The organism is Thermostichus sp. MS-CIW-23 (assembly GCF_054059455.1).
On the sequence record NZ_JBSSCC010000055.1, the window covers coordinates 1 to 12,319 of the forward strand.

Annotated in this window: 15 protein-coding genes and 1 tRNA gene; 10 read left to right on the forward strand and 6 right to left on the reverse strand. The window is 57.8% G+C overall.

Annotated elements, in window-relative coordinates; translation table 11 throughout:
* The first annotated feature begins 116 nt into the window (after window positions 1–116).
* From tsaB to ACVW0B_RS13340, 7 genes are all read left to right on the forward strand, one after another.
* Window positions 117–794 carry a tRNA (adenosine(37)-N6)-threonylcarbamoyltransferase complex dimerization subunit type 1 TsaB gene (tsaB, locus tag ACVW0B_RS13310; protein WP_457491910.1) on the forward strand — a complete coding sequence of 226 codons (678 nt, stop codon included), beginning with the start codon at window positions 117–119 and terminating at the stop codon, window positions 792–794.
* A gap of 66 nt (window positions 795–860) precedes the next feature.
* The gene (efp, locus tag ACVW0B_RS13315; protein ID WP_457489834.1) at window positions 861–1,418 is read left to right on the forward strand and encodes an elongation factor P; all 558 of its coding nucleotides are present in this window, start codon (window positions 861–863) and stop codon (window positions 1,416–1,418) included.
* A gap of 69 nt (window positions 1,419–1,487) precedes the next feature.
* On the forward strand, window positions 1,488–1,961 hold the full coding sequence (gene accB, locus ACVW0B_RS13320) for an acetyl-CoA carboxylase biotin carboxyl carrier protein (protein WP_457491916.1): 474 nt from the start codon (window positions 1,488–1,490) through the stop codon (window positions 1,959–1,961).
* A gap of 385 nt (window positions 1,962–2,346) precedes the next feature.
* Entirely contained in the window at window positions 2,347–3,276 is a 930-nt protein-coding gene (locus ACVW0B_RS13325; RefSeq protein ID WP_011432093.1) for a metallophosphoesterase family protein, read from the forward strand.
* Between the two features lie 76 nt (window positions 3,277–3,352).
* Window positions 3,353–4,099: a phosphoadenylyl-sulfate reductase gene (locus ACVW0B_RS13330; RefSeq protein ID WP_414375312.1), complete on the forward strand. Its 747-nt coding sequence runs from the start codon at window positions 3,353–3,355 to the stop codon at window positions 4,097–4,099.
* Between the two features lie 3 nt (window positions 4,100–4,102).
* Entirely contained in the window at window positions 4,103–4,417 is a 315-nt protein-coding gene (locus ACVW0B_RS13335; RefSeq protein WP_414344235.1) for an antibiotic biosynthesis monooxygenase family protein, read from the forward strand.
* A gap of 115 nt (window positions 4,418–4,532) precedes the next feature.
* A tRNA-Val gene (locus tag ACVW0B_RS13340) sits at window positions 4,533–4,604 on the forward strand.
* 110 nt (window positions 4,605–4,714) lie between these two features.
* Here ACVW0B_RS13340 and ACVW0B_RS13345 read toward each other — a convergent pair.
* Complete coding sequence (locus ACVW0B_RS13345) at window positions 4,715–5,656, reverse strand: phosphoribulokinase (protein ID WP_414330145.1); 942 nt, start codon at window positions 5,654–5,656, stop codon at window positions 4,715–4,717.
* Window positions 5,657–5,941: 285 nt separating this feature from the next.
* Between ACVW0B_RS13345 and ACVW0B_RS13350 the strand changes: the two genes are divergently transcribed.
* A complete protein-coding gene (locus tag ACVW0B_RS13350; RefSeq protein ID WP_457491911.1) occupies window positions 5,942–6,709 on the forward strand; it encodes a PspA/IM30 family protein in 768 nt (255 codons plus the stop codon).
* Between the two features lie 552 nt (window positions 6,710–7,261).
* Window positions 7,262–7,726, forward strand: a complete 465-nt coding sequence (locus ACVW0B_RS13355; protein ID WP_011432098.1) for a pentapeptide repeat-containing protein — start codon at window positions 7,262–7,264, stop codon at window positions 7,724–7,726.
* A 12-nt stretch (window positions 7,727–7,738) separates the two neighbouring features.
* Here ACVW0B_RS13355 and cysQ read toward each other — a convergent pair whose 3' ends face one another.
* The 5 genes from cysQ to rpsP all read right to left on the reverse strand — a co-directional run bounded on the left by cysQ (window position 7,739) and on the right by rpsP (window position 11,315).
* Window positions 7,739–8,569: a 3'(2'),5'-bisphosphate nucleotidase CysQ gene (gene cysQ / locus ACVW0B_RS13360; protein WP_457491912.1), complete on the reverse strand. Its 831-nt coding sequence runs from the start codon at window positions 8,567–8,569 to the stop codon at window positions 7,739–7,741.
* Between the two features lie 15 nt (window positions 8,570–8,584).
* The gene (gene hisF, locus ACVW0B_RS13365; RefSeq protein ID WP_457491913.1) at window positions 8,585–9,346 is read right to left on the reverse strand and encodes an imidazole glycerol phosphate synthase subunit HisF; all 762 of its coding nucleotides are present in this window, start codon (window positions 9,344–9,346) and stop codon (window positions 8,585–8,587) included.
* 61 nt (window positions 9,347–9,407) lie between these two features.
* Window positions 9,408–10,511, reverse strand: coding sequence for a Get3/ArsA fold putative tail anchor-mediating ATPase NosAFP (locus tag ACVW0B_RS13370; protein ID WP_457491914.1), 1,104 nt, complete (start codon window positions 10,509–10,511; stop codon window positions 9,408–9,410).
* Window positions 10,508–10,783, reverse strand: coding sequence for a KH domain-containing protein (locus ACVW0B_RS13375; protein WP_011432102.1), 276 nt, complete (start codon window positions 10,781–10,783; stop codon window positions 10,508–10,510). Before ACVW0B_RS13375 ends, ACVW0B_RS13370 begins: the two co-directional genes overlap by 4 nt.
* Before the next feature lie 52 nt (window positions 10,784–10,835).
* Entirely contained in the window at window positions 10,836–11,315 is a 480-nt protein-coding gene (rpsP, locus tag ACVW0B_RS13380; protein WP_011432103.1) for a 30S ribosomal protein S16, read from the reverse strand.
* A 187-nt stretch (window positions 11,316–11,502) separates the two neighbouring features.
* Between rpsP and ACVW0B_RS13385 the strand changes: the two genes are divergently transcribed.
* Window positions 11,503–12,024 carry a TerB family tellurite resistance protein gene (locus tag ACVW0B_RS13385; protein ID WP_457491915.1) on the forward strand — a complete coding sequence of 174 codons (522 nt, stop codon included), beginning with the start codon at window positions 11,503–11,505 and terminating at the stop codon, window positions 12,022–12,024.
* The last annotated feature ends 295 nt before the right edge of the window (window positions 12,025–12,319 follow it).

Below are 12,319 nucleotides of genomic sequence, written 5' to 3' on the forward strand. Positions count from 1 at the left end.
TTGGATAACAGTAGTCATGAGGACAAACTTCCCTAAGGAAGCGCGAAGATTGACAACCTAAACTTAAAACATCCGTTAAGTTTCGTCAACTACCTTTTTTGATCCTGAGAGAGGCCATGTCGCTTGTCCGCTGGATTTTAGGGATCCACACCACCACGCCCGTTTTGGGCCTGGCCCTGCTGCCGTTGGAGCCAGGGTTGGGAGAAACCCGCAGTCAGAGCTGGTGGCTGGATCGGGAGATGGCAGCGCAGTTGCACCCCTGCTTGAAAGTCTTCTTGGCCGGTCAAGCTTGGTCGCAGATAGCTGGGATCGCTGTAGCTTTGGGGCCGGGCAGCTTTACGGGCAGCCGTTTGGGGGTGAGTGTAGCCCGCCTGCTGGGCCAGCAACTGCGCATCCCCGTGTTTGGCTACTCGGCTTTGGCCGTCCTCGCCCGCCAGGTGTGGCAGGAGCAGGGATCCCCGCCCCAGCCCTTGACGGTGGCAGTGCAGATGGACGCCAAACGAGGAGAGCGGTATGGCGGTGTGTATCGGGTGGTGGAAGAGCGTATCGCTGCAGAAGTGGCCGATCAGCTTTGGGAGGAAGAGGCTTGGCAGGTCCTTCTCCGCCATTGGCCGCAAGCTCTATCCGTGAATGCCGCCGATTTTGTGGATCCTGCACCTGTGGTGGCGTTGGCAGAATTGGCCCGCGCCGATTTTCGGGCCGGATTGCGCCCTCAGTGGCAGGAGGTGCTGCCCCTCTACGGTCGCCAGCCCCCGATTGATCTCAGAGGACTGAATCCGACTCCGTCTCCCTAGCGCGAACGGAGTGTCCCATCGTCACGGTAAGATTGGGAAGTCTAAGCAACGGATCCCTCTGCTGACATGATCTCAAGCAACGATTTGCGCCCTGGCGTCTCTGTAGAAATTGACGGAGCTCCCTACAAGGTGATCGAGTTCCAGCATGTGAAACCCGGCAAGGGGGCAGCCTTTGTGCGCACTAAGCTCAAAAACATGCAGACTGGCAACGTTGTGGAGAAAACCTTCCGCGCCGGTGAAACCCTGCCCGCAGCCACCATCGAAAAAGTCGAGATGCAGTATCTCTACGCGGAAGGGAACAACTTGGTGTTTATGGACATGGAGACCTATGAGCAGGCTCCAATTACCGCCGCCCAAATTGGCTCCGCCGTGAAATATCTGAAAGAAAACATGCAAGTGTCAATCTTGCGCTGGAATGGGCAGGTGATCGATGTGGAGCTGCCCAACACCGTTGTTCTGGAAGTGGTGGAAACAGATCCAGGGGTGAAAGGAGATACCGCCACTGGGGGAACCAAGCCGGCCAAGCTGGAGACCGGTGCTGAGATCCAGGTGCCTTTGTTCATCAAGGTTGGAGAACGGATTCGGGTCGATACCCGCACCGACACCTATCTGGGCCGGGAGTGAGTTCTCCCTCTCCTTTTCGGTTATGGATTTCTGTTGTGGACAGGTGATGCATCAGGAGTGAACCTTCCCTTGGATGTTGTCAATTGGCAGGAAATTCGTCTTCTCCTGGCCGCTCTGCAAGAGAGCGATGTTACCGAGCTAACTCTGGAGTTCAAAGATTTTCGCCTCACCTTGCGCAAAGGGATCCCGCCTGAGCTCTCCTCCACCCCCGCCAGTCCGGTTATTGTCTCCTCTGCGCCTCCTCCTGCTCCTGCAGAAGCGCCCCCTCCTCCCACTGCTCCCAAATCCACCCCCAGCCATTGGATAGACGTGACGTCACCAATGGTGGGCACTTTCTACAGCGCCCCAGCTCCAGGTGAACCTGACTTTGTGCGGGTTGGCCAACGGGTGAACAAGGGCCAAACCCTGTGCATCATCGAGGCCATGAAGCTGATGAACGAGATCGAGGCCGAAGCGGCAGGCGTGGTGACCGAGATTTTGGTGAGCAATGGGCAATCGGTGGAGTTTGGGCAGGTGTTGATGCGGTTGGATCCCACGGCTTGATGGGCAAGGGGGTAAACCGGATTTTGGCAACCCAATCTCCCTTGCCTGTGTATACACCAGAGTTGAATCGGATTGAGGGGATGTGGTCGGTGTTGAAGCGCTGTATCCGGCAGTTTTCCAGAGCCGGGAAGTATGGGATGGAGCAAAGGGTACAGACCGCTTTGCTACTCATCGATCCATTCAATCCATCCTGCTGGGAGAAAAGTTGGGGGTGACAGCCTGGGAAACCCTCTCAGACCAATTTGACCAGTCTGCGCGCCCCTTTCACAGCCCTACCTGTGCCCCAGTTGCCGATGGCTCCCAGCTGAGGTTAAGAGAAGCCCATAGCCCCCCGGCCCCTCATTGACTATGATGCGGGCGTGAGGTGTGAATAAGTACCTAAACAATGGCAACCCAACGCATTTGCTTTGCTCAAGTCTCAGATGTCCACCTGATGCCCGAGACGGGGTGCCGCTGTTGGTGGATGTCCGATTCCCCCCGCCGCCAGTTGGAAGCCGCCGTTGCCCATCTCAACCAGGTGCCCGATCTGCACTTCGTGGTGTTTACCGGGGATTTGGTGGATCAAGCGGATCCGGAGAGCTTTCAATCTTTCCAGGAGATTGTTGCCCAACTGCGGGTGCCCTATTACCTCAGCCTGGGCAACCACGATATCGACACCCTGAGGAGAAAGGGACGCTTTAACCGGGATCAGTTTATCCGTTGGTGCCAAAGCCAATTTCCCCTGTCCCTGGCTCCCACTGGTTACGTCGATTACAGCCTTTCCCCTCTGCCCGGGATCCGCTTGATTGCCCTCGACGCCAGCCTGGGACGCTTCCCTTTGCCTCAGGGCGTGCTCCGCCCCTCCCAACTGCACTGGCTGGGCGAACATCTGCAAACGGTGCCGGAAGAATGGCTGATCCTACTGATCCATCAGCCGCCCTTCATTGCTCCCACTCAAATGGACGCGGTTTTGTTTCGCAAGTACCGGCTCCTCAGCGAACCAGCCTCGGCGCTACACGCTCTCTTGGCCCGTCACGGACGGGTGGTGGCGGTGCTGAGTGGCCACCTGCATGTGCCGAAGGTGTATGTCCGCGATGGGATCCCCTACCTGACAGCACCTCCTCTGGTGGGGCCGGTTTCGGCTCTGCGGGTGTTTGAGCTGGAGGTGAACCCACGGCGAGGGGTGTTGCGCTACCACTGGGTTAAGTTGCCGGCATTGGATCCCAGCCCCCTCTGGCACGGCTTGGTGATGGGGATCCGAAGGGATCGCTGGGGACAAATCCCTCTCCGGGCCAAGGGATCCCGCTCTCTCCCTCTGCCCGCTGCCGCCTGGTAATCAAAACCCCTAAAGCTTGACCGAATTAGTGTAGATTAAAAAAAGCAAAAATCGTCGAGTTCGGTGTCTTCCCCCTATGACAGCAAGCCTTTCTCCTTCTAGCCGCTGGGAGCTGGCGGCTCAAGCGCTGCGGGAGCAGTATCAACCTCAAGTGGCGTCCCTGAGCGAACGGTTTGAGCCTTTGTCGGCAAGCGACCTGCTCACCTGGGCGGTTGAAGAATTTGGAGATGGGCTGGTGCTGGCCTGTAGCTTTGGCCCGGAAGACCTAGTGCTGATCGATCTGCTCACGGCGATTAACCCCCGTGTTCGCGCTTTTTTTCTGGACACCGATTTTCACTTCCCGGAAACCCTACAACTGCGGGAGCAGGTGTTGGCGCGCTACCCCCACTTGCAACTGCAGATCTTCAAGCCCTTGCTTACCCCGGAAGAGCAGGCAGCTCAATACGGGCCAGAACTGTATCGCTCTGACCCCGACCTCTGCTGCAACATCCGCAAGGTGGAGCCCTTGAATCGTGCTCTGGCCGGTTGCACCACTTGGATTACAGGGATGCGTCGGGAACAATCCCCCACCCGCGCCGATATCGGCAAGGTGCAGTGGGACGGCAAGCGCAACCGCCTCAAACTCAACCCGCTGGCTGACTGGACAAATGGCCAAGTTTGGAAATACATCCTTGACCACGGGATCCCTTACAACCCCCTGCACGATCGCCACTACCCCAGTATCGGCTGCCTCCACTGCACTGCGCCTGTTGAGCCAGGGGCGGATCCCCGCTCTGGACGCTGGAAGGGCACAAGCAAAACCGAATGCGGCCTGCATACCTAACCCATGACTGCTTCCTCCATCCTTGAGGTGGCTCAGTTTGAAATTACCCCCGGCTCTGAAGCCGCCTTTGAAGCCGCCATCGCTCAAGCTTTCATCTATTTGCAGCAGACCGACGGCTACCAAGGGCACCAACTGCAGCGCTGTCTGGAGCACCCTCAGCAATACCTACTGCTCGTTCAGTGGGGATCCCTAGAGGCCCATCTGGTCAACTTTCGCCAATCGGAAAACTTTGTCCGCTGGCGTGCCCTCATCGGGCCCTACTTTGCTCGCCCACCCCAGGTGTTGCACTACCAGTTGCTGACCGGATCCCCTTTTTGATTTGAAATAGGGCACCTGTCCACTCTCCACCTAGGTTGACCCCAATGGGACAGGTTAAGATGTGATATTATTTGTTTCCGGCCTTCAGGCAGATGCACAGCGGCATCGCTCGTAGGGGCTGTTAACTCAGTGGTAGAGTACCACCTTGACACGGTGGGAGCCGCTGGTTCAATTCCAGCACAGCCCATGTCCTTGACAGAAGCTCACAAGACTCTGCTCTGGGAGCGGGTTACCGTGCTGGGCCGAGCCTTACCCTGCAGGTCTTGCGAAACTGGGGATCCCTCGCCGCCACGAACTCTATTGGTAGATGTTGGCCGCTTTTAGCATGTGGTAGGTGATCAGCAACTGAGTCAAAGCCAGGGGATAGCTCTGGAGCAGCTCGCCGGTGGTGCCGATCAACTGGCCGATGTTGGGGTTTCCCTCTAAGCTACAGAACTTGCCCAGGTAAGGGATTTCGTTGCAGAGCATCCGCTCCAATTCAATCACTTGGCTGGCCGTAGCATGGGCATCAATCTGCAAAACATCGACGGGCTTGCCCATATCCCGATCCAAATCCAAACGAATGGCAGAGCTAAGGTGATTGTCGCGGGCATTGAGGATTTGCCAAAAATCTGGGTGAGGAATGGTGGGGCGCAGCACCAAGCGTGCATTCAGCAATACCTCGTCTTGGTCGGATCCCTCTTGGGGCGGGTAAAAGGTGACCACTACATCGGCCCATTGGCGCTGTGGACGAATAAAAGCCTCTGAGTCGGGTTCGCGCTTTTTGAGCTCTTCTCGCACTTGCTCTTCTGTGTATCCGCGCTTGCGGGTGTCCCGCTTAATCTTCCAAAGGGCTCGTAAATGTTCTGGGGGAGCCAAGTAAACCTTGACATCGTAGCTATCCCGCATACCACGGGTAAAGTAGCCCAGCAGCCCTTCGACGATGACATATTTGTTGGGCTTGACGTACTCTGGAGGGTCAAAGGTGCCGGTGCTGTGGTTATAGACGGGCTTTAGGATCGGCTGGCCGGTGCGCAAGAGCGTCAGGTGCTGCTGAACGATATCCAGGTAGTTGCAGTCGGGATGGAGGGCTGTAATCCCCAGTTCAGCGCGTTGTTTGCGGTCGTAGCGGTGGTAGTCGTCGGTGCAAATGACAGTAACGTTTTCTTCCCCCAAGACTTGGGCAATGCCGCGGGTGAGGGTGGTTTTTCCAGCAGCACTATCACCAACAATACCCAGAATAATCGGGCGCTGAGCCACGGATCCCTCTCCTGAATCGTGAACCTGGGGCAGAGAACTCCCAACAACACCGGCCAAACTCAACTTCGTTTCGACCTGCGGATGGCCCCGATCAGAGAACAGGGATTGTCGGTCAGCAAACGAAGTTAAGCAAGCATTATCGGCTCTGGAGGGTATTGGGGCAAGAGAACGTTACAGCTTTTTTCAGCGGAGCCCTATGGATCCCTATACTGGAGTAGAAGCACTGGAAGGCATCAAAGCAGCAAGGGTAGCATTAGGTCAGACCGCTAGAGGGGGAAGCAACCGATGGGATTGTTCGATCGGGTCAGCCGAATCATTAGATCCAATATCAATGCGCTGGTCAGCAGCGCCGAGGATCCGGAGAAAATCCTGAACCAGACCATTCAGGACATGTCTGAGGATCACTACCAGATGCGGCAAGCGGTTGCCCAGGCCATTGCTGCCCAGAAGCGGATAGAGCGGCAGTATGAGCAAGCACAGCAGAGTGTTGATGAGTGGCAAAGACGCGCCGAGTTGGCCCTGCGCAACAACAACGAAGCTTTGGCTCGGGAAGCGCTGGTGCGCAAGAAAACCTTTGCCGAGACTGCCCAAAGCCTGAAGCGGCAGTTGGATGAGCAGACTAAGCAGGTGGAGATCCTGAAGTCCAACATGACCAAGCTGGAGAGCAAGATCGCTGAGGCCAAGACCAAAAAGGACATGCTCATCGCTCGCGCCCGCGCCGCCAAGGCTTCCCAGCAAATCAATCAGGTTATCGGGCGGGTGGACGCCACAAGCGCCTTTGCTGCTTTTGAGCGTATGGAGGAGAAGGTGAACTCCCTGGAGGCCCAGTCGGCGGCAGTGGCAGAGCTGGCGGTGGACAATTTGGAAAACCAGTTTGCCGCTTTGGAGGCGGGTGGCTCGGATGTGGATCATGAGCTGCTGATGCTCAAGGCGTCGATTCAGGGTCAGTTGCCCTCTGGGGAGGCGAAGTCCTCAGGCCAACCTTCCACCGCAGGTGAGAGCGAGGTCGATCTGGAGTTGGAAAATTTGCGCAAGGAGATTGACCAGCTCTAACAGGCGGAATGTCGCTCTCCTCCGACTCTCAAGGCTTGCCGGGCTGAGTTTGGGCCGGGGGGTGGTAAGCTAACCAACAAGAACTCTGACAGCCCTTCTGCCGACCAGCAGGGCAAAGTCTGTCAGTAAAGCGTTCCACCTCGAGTGGCAGGGATCCCCAGAGGGTAATCAACCTGCGAAAGGGTCACAGCCTGCTTACGGCAGGGCTGAGGTTAGTTTGCCTACGGTTTTGTGAGAGCATGACTCTAGTCAATAATAAGCTCAACTATACTGAAAATAATGTATAATATGTTCAGTACGGATTACTACCAGTTGATCTTTCTGTTTACTTTCGAGTCTGCCAACATGGTAGCCAAAGCAAAGCAGAAAATTGGTAGTAAGACGACACGGAAACTGCGCTTTGGGTATTCTACTCAAAGCTTTGCGGGATACCGCCATTCTGTTTGGACTCCGTCCCGCTAACGCGAATGGAAACAAACAGAATGCTATCGCTGCATAGTTGAACAGTGATGTTCAGCAGTGTTCAGCGTAAATGTATCAGAACAAACAGCGATGACAACAGCAAGTATTAAGCCTCTCTTGGATGCCAAGCAACTGTTGCAGGCTTATGCGTCTGGCCAACGGGACTTTTCCGGCTCCAACCTGAGCGGAGCGCAGTTGAGTGGCGCGAATTTGAAGGGCATTATCCTACGGGATGCCGACTTGAGTGGGGCAGATTTGCGCGAGGCGGATTTGTCGGGAGCAGATCTCTCGGGAGCCGACCTGCGCGGAGCCAAGCTGCGACGGGTGAACCTGATTGGGGCTAAGTTGGTGAAGGCAGATTTGCGGGGGGCCAACCTCTACCGGGCCAAATTGCTCAGGGCCGACCTCAGCGAAGCCGAGCTGAACCGAGCCGATCTGCGGATTGGGGCCGATCTGCGCGGAGCCATCATCACCAACACCCATTTCCGCGGTGCCCTTTACGACGAGTACACCAAGTTCCCGGATGGCTTTAACCCCACAGAGATGGGCATGTAGCCGGGGCTTCGCTCAGGGGATCAGGTTCTGCCACAGTTGGGCCATGCCTTCGGCAGCCGCTACAAAGGGCGGGTTGTGCAGGTCGGGCTTGTTGTAGCGCAAGGGATCCCCTGCCAGAAGATCGGTAACCCTTCCCCCCGCCTGCTCCACAATGCACTGGGCAGCGGCAGTATCCCACTCCATGGTGGGGCCGAAGCGAGGGTAGAGATGGGCAGATCCTTCGGCCACAAGGCAAAGCTTTAGGGCACTGCCCACAGACTTCACTTCCAGAGAGCCACAGCGCTGCCGCAGCCGCTCGAGGAACTGCTCCGTCTCCGGGTTGCTGTGGGAACGGCTGGCCACCACTTGTAGGGGTTCTTGGGCGTAAGGGCAGGTGCGGATGGGCTGTTCGTGAACGCAGGACGGAGTCCTTTCCCTCTTGCAGGCCCCCAGCTTTTGCGCAGCCGCGTAGGTGAGGCCCAGAGCTGGGGCATGGACGACCCCCAGGATGGGGATCCCTTCCTCGATGAGAGCAATATTCACCGTAAACTGGCCGCTGCCTTCGATAAACTCGCGCGTGCCATCCAAGGGATCCACCAGCCAAAACCGCTCCCACTGTTGCCGCTCTGGGTAAGGGATCCCGCCCGATTCTTCCGAGAGGAGGGGGATCCCTGGGGTCAACTCTTGCAAGCCTTGCAGGATCAGGTGGTGGGAGGCCAGATCCGCCTCTGTAAGGGGAGAGGCATCTGCTTTGAGTTGGATCGGCAGCGATTTTTGCCGATAGAAGGGCAAGATGGCCTGCCCTGCTGCTTCTGCCAGGCGGCACACCTCAGGCAGGAGAGCGGCCAGATCTTGAGCCTGCACGGATCCCTCCCCAAGCTAGAAACGCACCGGAATGGCATGGGCGGCCAAGTCGGCTTTGATTTGGGCAATCGTCAGCCGGCCATAGTGGAGCAGCGAGGCCAATAGAGCCGCTTCCGCCCCTCCCTCCTGCAGAGCTTGGCGGATATGAGCACACTCCCCTGCTCCTCCTGAGGCAATCACCGGCACCGACACCGCCTCAGCCACCCGCCGGGTTAGCTCCAGGTCATAGCCGGCCTGGGTGCCGTCGGCGTCCATGCTGGTGAGCAAGATCTCCCCTGCCCCCCGTTCGGCCACGGTTTTGGCCCACTCCACCGCGTCTAGCCCCGTCGGCTGCCTCCCCCCGCGCACGTATACCTCCCATCCCCCTCCCTGCGGCTTGGCGCGAGCGTCGATGGCCACCACAATGCACTGGGATCCAAACCAGCGGCTGGCCTGAGCCACGAGATCAGGATCCCGAACCGCTGCCGAGTTGAGGCTGACCTTGTCTGCCCCGGCCCGCAGCAGTTGTCGGATCCCCTCCAGATCGCGGATCCCCCCTCCCACCGTGAGGGGAATGAACACCTGCTCTGCGGTGCGCCGCACCACCTCCAGCAAGATCTCCCGCTCTTCGTGGGTGGCGGTGATGTCCAAAAAGACCAGCTCATCGGCCCCCGCCTGATCGTAAGCCTGGGCCAGCTCCACCGGATCCCCGGCATCCCGCAAGTGCACAAACTGGATCCCTTTCACCACCCGCCCTGCCGCCACATCCAGACAGGGAATGATCCGTTTGGCCAACATCGCTCTCTCCCAAGGACTCCATACCGCTAACGCGAACAGAGGGGAACAACTGGGGATCGTTTTAGCCGAAGCTGATGACCAGGAAGGGTTCTTGAAACTTGGCCCCAGTCACCTGCCGACCTGCCAAGCTGGGGGGCAAGAACAAATTGCGCCGCTGATCCCCGGCGGTAATGGTCAGCTCCGGGCCTGACTGGCTCAGCTCGATTTGGGCCTTGCTGAAGCCGGGAATAAACAGCTTGACTGTACCGGCTCCCTCGTCGATGGCCACGGGCGGCGGCACATCCGGCACAGCGAACATCCCCCCCACCGCTGCTTCCAAAGCCGACCAATCGGATCCCTGACGCAGGGGGAGTGTTCGTAGTGTCAGCGGGAAAAAATCGGCGGCCGAGACCTCTCCCGGAGCCAGAGGGGTGACCCAGAGGCCACCCACCGTCAGCCCCACCATCTGAGCGCTCCCCCAAAGGTAACGGGCGGTTTGCACGGCCATCGGGTCTGGGGTGGTTACCAGGTGGGCCAACACGCGGCGTGGATTGGCAATAGCCTGTCGTCCCTGCTCCAAAAGGTTGGTCATGCCCCCCAACCGCTCTGGCAGATCCTCCAGGGAGGAAAATTCCACGGTGCTTACCGAACGCAACAAGGGCTCGGCAAAGGGTCGCAGGGTTTTGGCCAAGTCGGATCCCAAAAAAGCTTGGGAGGCTCGCCGCCAGTACCAACTGGCCACCTCCGGGATCCCAAAGGCCCGCAAGGTGGTCAGATCCCCTGGCCCATCGTAGAGAATGCAGTCGTATTGGCCGCTGGCATCGTAACGGCGCAGAGCTTCCAGGGCCAGGGCCTGATCCATGCCCGGCAACACCCCCAGTTCCTGGCCGTAGATCTCCCGGAAAAAGGGGGTGCGCACGTATCGGGCTTCCAGCTCTTTGGCCGCCGTCCAGAACTGCTCCAGCAGCTGGGTTGTCCGCAACTGCACCACGCTCAAGTTGGCAGCAATGGTCACCGGCTCGCCGGAAAGCGGGATCCCGCCCAAAAGCATTTCCAGCCCCGGCCCCGCCTGATGGCCCACCAATAGCACCCGCCGCCCCTGCTGGGCTGCGGCCCGAGCTGCCGCCACGGCCAAGGTGCTCCGACCTGTGCCCCCCTTGCCCAGAAAGGTGAGAATTTGGCTCATTCCCGCTCCTCCCGATTCCGCTCTCCCGCCTCTCCGTAGATATCGATGTACAGAGATTGACCTGCCAACTGAGCTGCGGCCATCATCACCTGTCGAATCGCTTGCAGGGTGCGCCCGCCCCGCCCGAATACCCGCCCCCGATCCTTCGGGTCAAAGGCCAGCCGCAGCCATACCTTTCGCCCGCCACAGGTGGTTTCCACATCCATTTGAAGAGAGGCGCTGCTGAGCAGCGGTTCGATCAAAAGATGGGCGAGAGCCTTGTAGTCTGGCATAGAGAGCTAGACGACAGGAGGGAACAACTGGCCAAGCCAAGCTTAGCCGACCCTAGGCCTCAACCGCTTCCTCAACCTGAGGCTTTTCAACTTCAGCTTCTGGAGGACTTAATTCTGCCGCTGCTGTCTCAGTGGCAGCTTCGCTCAATTCAGACTCGGGAACATCGGCGACCTCAGCCTCGGCCACGGATTCTGTTGCAGGGGCCTCTTCTGCCGCCTCAGGGATCCCAGCTTCAGGCTTGGCCATGGCCGGGATGCGAATCGAGGCAACCACTCCGCCTTCCCCTGCTTTCAACATCTCGTAGATGCCGGCCTTTTTGAGGAGACTGTCCACGGTCTCTGTGGGCTGAGCGCCACAACGCAACCACTTCAGCAAGCCTGCCGTTTGCAAAACCGTCTCCTTGGTGCGCGGGTTATAGTAACCCAGTTCCTCTAGCGGACGGGCTTCACGGCGGCTTTTACTTTCAATGGCGATGATGCGATAGCTGGGTTGCCGCTTTTTTCCGTAGCGCTTGAGCCGCAATTTGACCATGGGGTATCCACTCCTTGGGGGACGCTCCGCAAGCTGTAAAGATCCAAAAAATCCAAAAAAGAGTTCGCCTAGACCCGCCAAGCCTGCTGAAGCTCCAGAGCCTCGCTCCGAGCCTTTGGCATTTGGCCGGTAGACACAGGCTTTCTATTTTAAGCGATTTTCTGCTTGACTGGAACTTGACTGGAAAATGTCCGACCCCGGTTTGGAAGGCAACCTTCATGGCAGAGTTGAAGAGAAAACCCTACACTCAGCAGCAACTCCCATGATCAACTACGCCGATTTGACAGACGAGCAGCGCCAGCTCTACCTCAAGGCCCTGATCGCGGTGGCCCGAGTAGATGGCCAGTTGGACGAAGAAGAAACCTCTTTCTTCATGCAAATCGCAGAAGGGGTAGGCATCGAAGCGCCACTGGCCCAAACCTATCTGGCCGATGAAGCAGGTGCACCTTTGGATATCAGCGGGATCCCGCCCATGCGCAATGCGGCAGGGGCCTTGATCCTGCGGGATTTGGCAGCAATGGCGGTGGTGAATAGCCAGCTGGTGGAAAAAGAAGAGGAGCTAATTTTCGAGATCGGCAAAGCCATGCAGTTCAGCGCTGAGGAGATCAACGAGTTTATCGACTGGGCCTTCATGGGACTGCAGTGGCAACTCAAAAGCGCATCCCTGCTGGAGCGCTATGCCCAGCCCTCCCCCCAACCTTCTGAATGACATTGGGGTAGCGGGTAGCATAACGACAACCCGCCTTGGCCACTGCATCAACACTCCGGCTTGGTGTTTCCTTGAACCAAGCTAGGGGGGGTTTCTAGATTGAGTCAGATCATATGGTCGTTTCAGGTTAGGGTGATACACCTGGGCTACTGAGAAAGCCTTCTAGACTGGTGCATCCAATGTTTTAGGTGTGAGTGCAGTGTCCTAGGTTGTGTTGATCTTTCATTTGAGCCAAAAGAGAGCACTGACGAGATAGAGAAAACTCAAGAAGTTCCTGGCCAATTTGTCAAAACGA

Excerpts from the sequence above, each read along its gene's own strand:
- tsaB (WP_457491910.1), top strand. The coding sequence starts at position 117 with ATGTCGCTTGTCCGCTGGATTTTAGGGATCCACACCACCACGCCCGTT.
- efp (WP_457489834.1), top strand. The coding sequence starts at position 861 with ATGATCTCAAGCAACGATTTGCGCCCTGGCGTCTCTGTAGAAATTGAC.
- ACVW0B_RS13325 (WP_011432093.1), top strand. The coding sequence starts at position 2,347 with ATGGCAACCCAACGCATTTGCTTTGCTCAAGTCTCAGATGTCCACCTG.
- ACVW0B_RS13330 (WP_414375312.1), top strand. The coding sequence starts at position 3,353 with ATGACAGCAAGCCTTTCTCCTTCTAGCCGCTGGGAGCTGGCGGCTCAA.
- ACVW0B_RS13335 (WP_414344235.1), top strand. The coding sequence starts at position 4,103 with ATGACTGCTTCCTCCATCCTTGAGGTGGCTCAGTTTGAAATTACCCCC.
- ACVW0B_RS13350 (WP_457491911.1), top strand. The coding sequence starts at position 5,942 with ATGGGATTGTTCGATCGGGTCAGCCGAATCATTAGATCCAATATCAAT.
- ACVW0B_RS13355 (WP_011432098.1), top strand. The coding sequence starts at position 7,262 with ATGACAACAGCAAGTATTAAGCCTCTCTTGGATGCCAAGCAACTGTTG.
- hisF (WP_457491913.1), bottom strand. The coding sequence starts at position 9,346 with ATGTTGGCCAAACGGATCATTCCCTGTCTGGATGTGGCGGCAGGGCGG.
- ACVW0B_RS13370 (WP_457491914.1), bottom strand. The coding sequence starts at position 10,511 with ATGAGCCAAATTCTCACCTTTCTGGGCAAGGGGGGCACAGGTCGGAGC.
- ACVW0B_RS13375 (WP_011432102.1), bottom strand. The coding sequence starts at position 10,783 with ATGCCAGACTACAAGGCTCTCGCCCATCTTTTGATCGAACCGCTGCTC.
- rpsP (WP_011432103.1), bottom strand. The coding sequence starts at position 11,315 with ATGGTCAAATTGCGGCTCAAGCGCTACGGAAAAAAGCGGCAACCCAGC.
- ACVW0B_RS13385 (WP_457491915.1), top strand. The coding sequence starts at position 11,503 with ATGTCCGACCCCGGTTTGGAAGGCAACCTTCATGGCAGAGTTGAAGAG.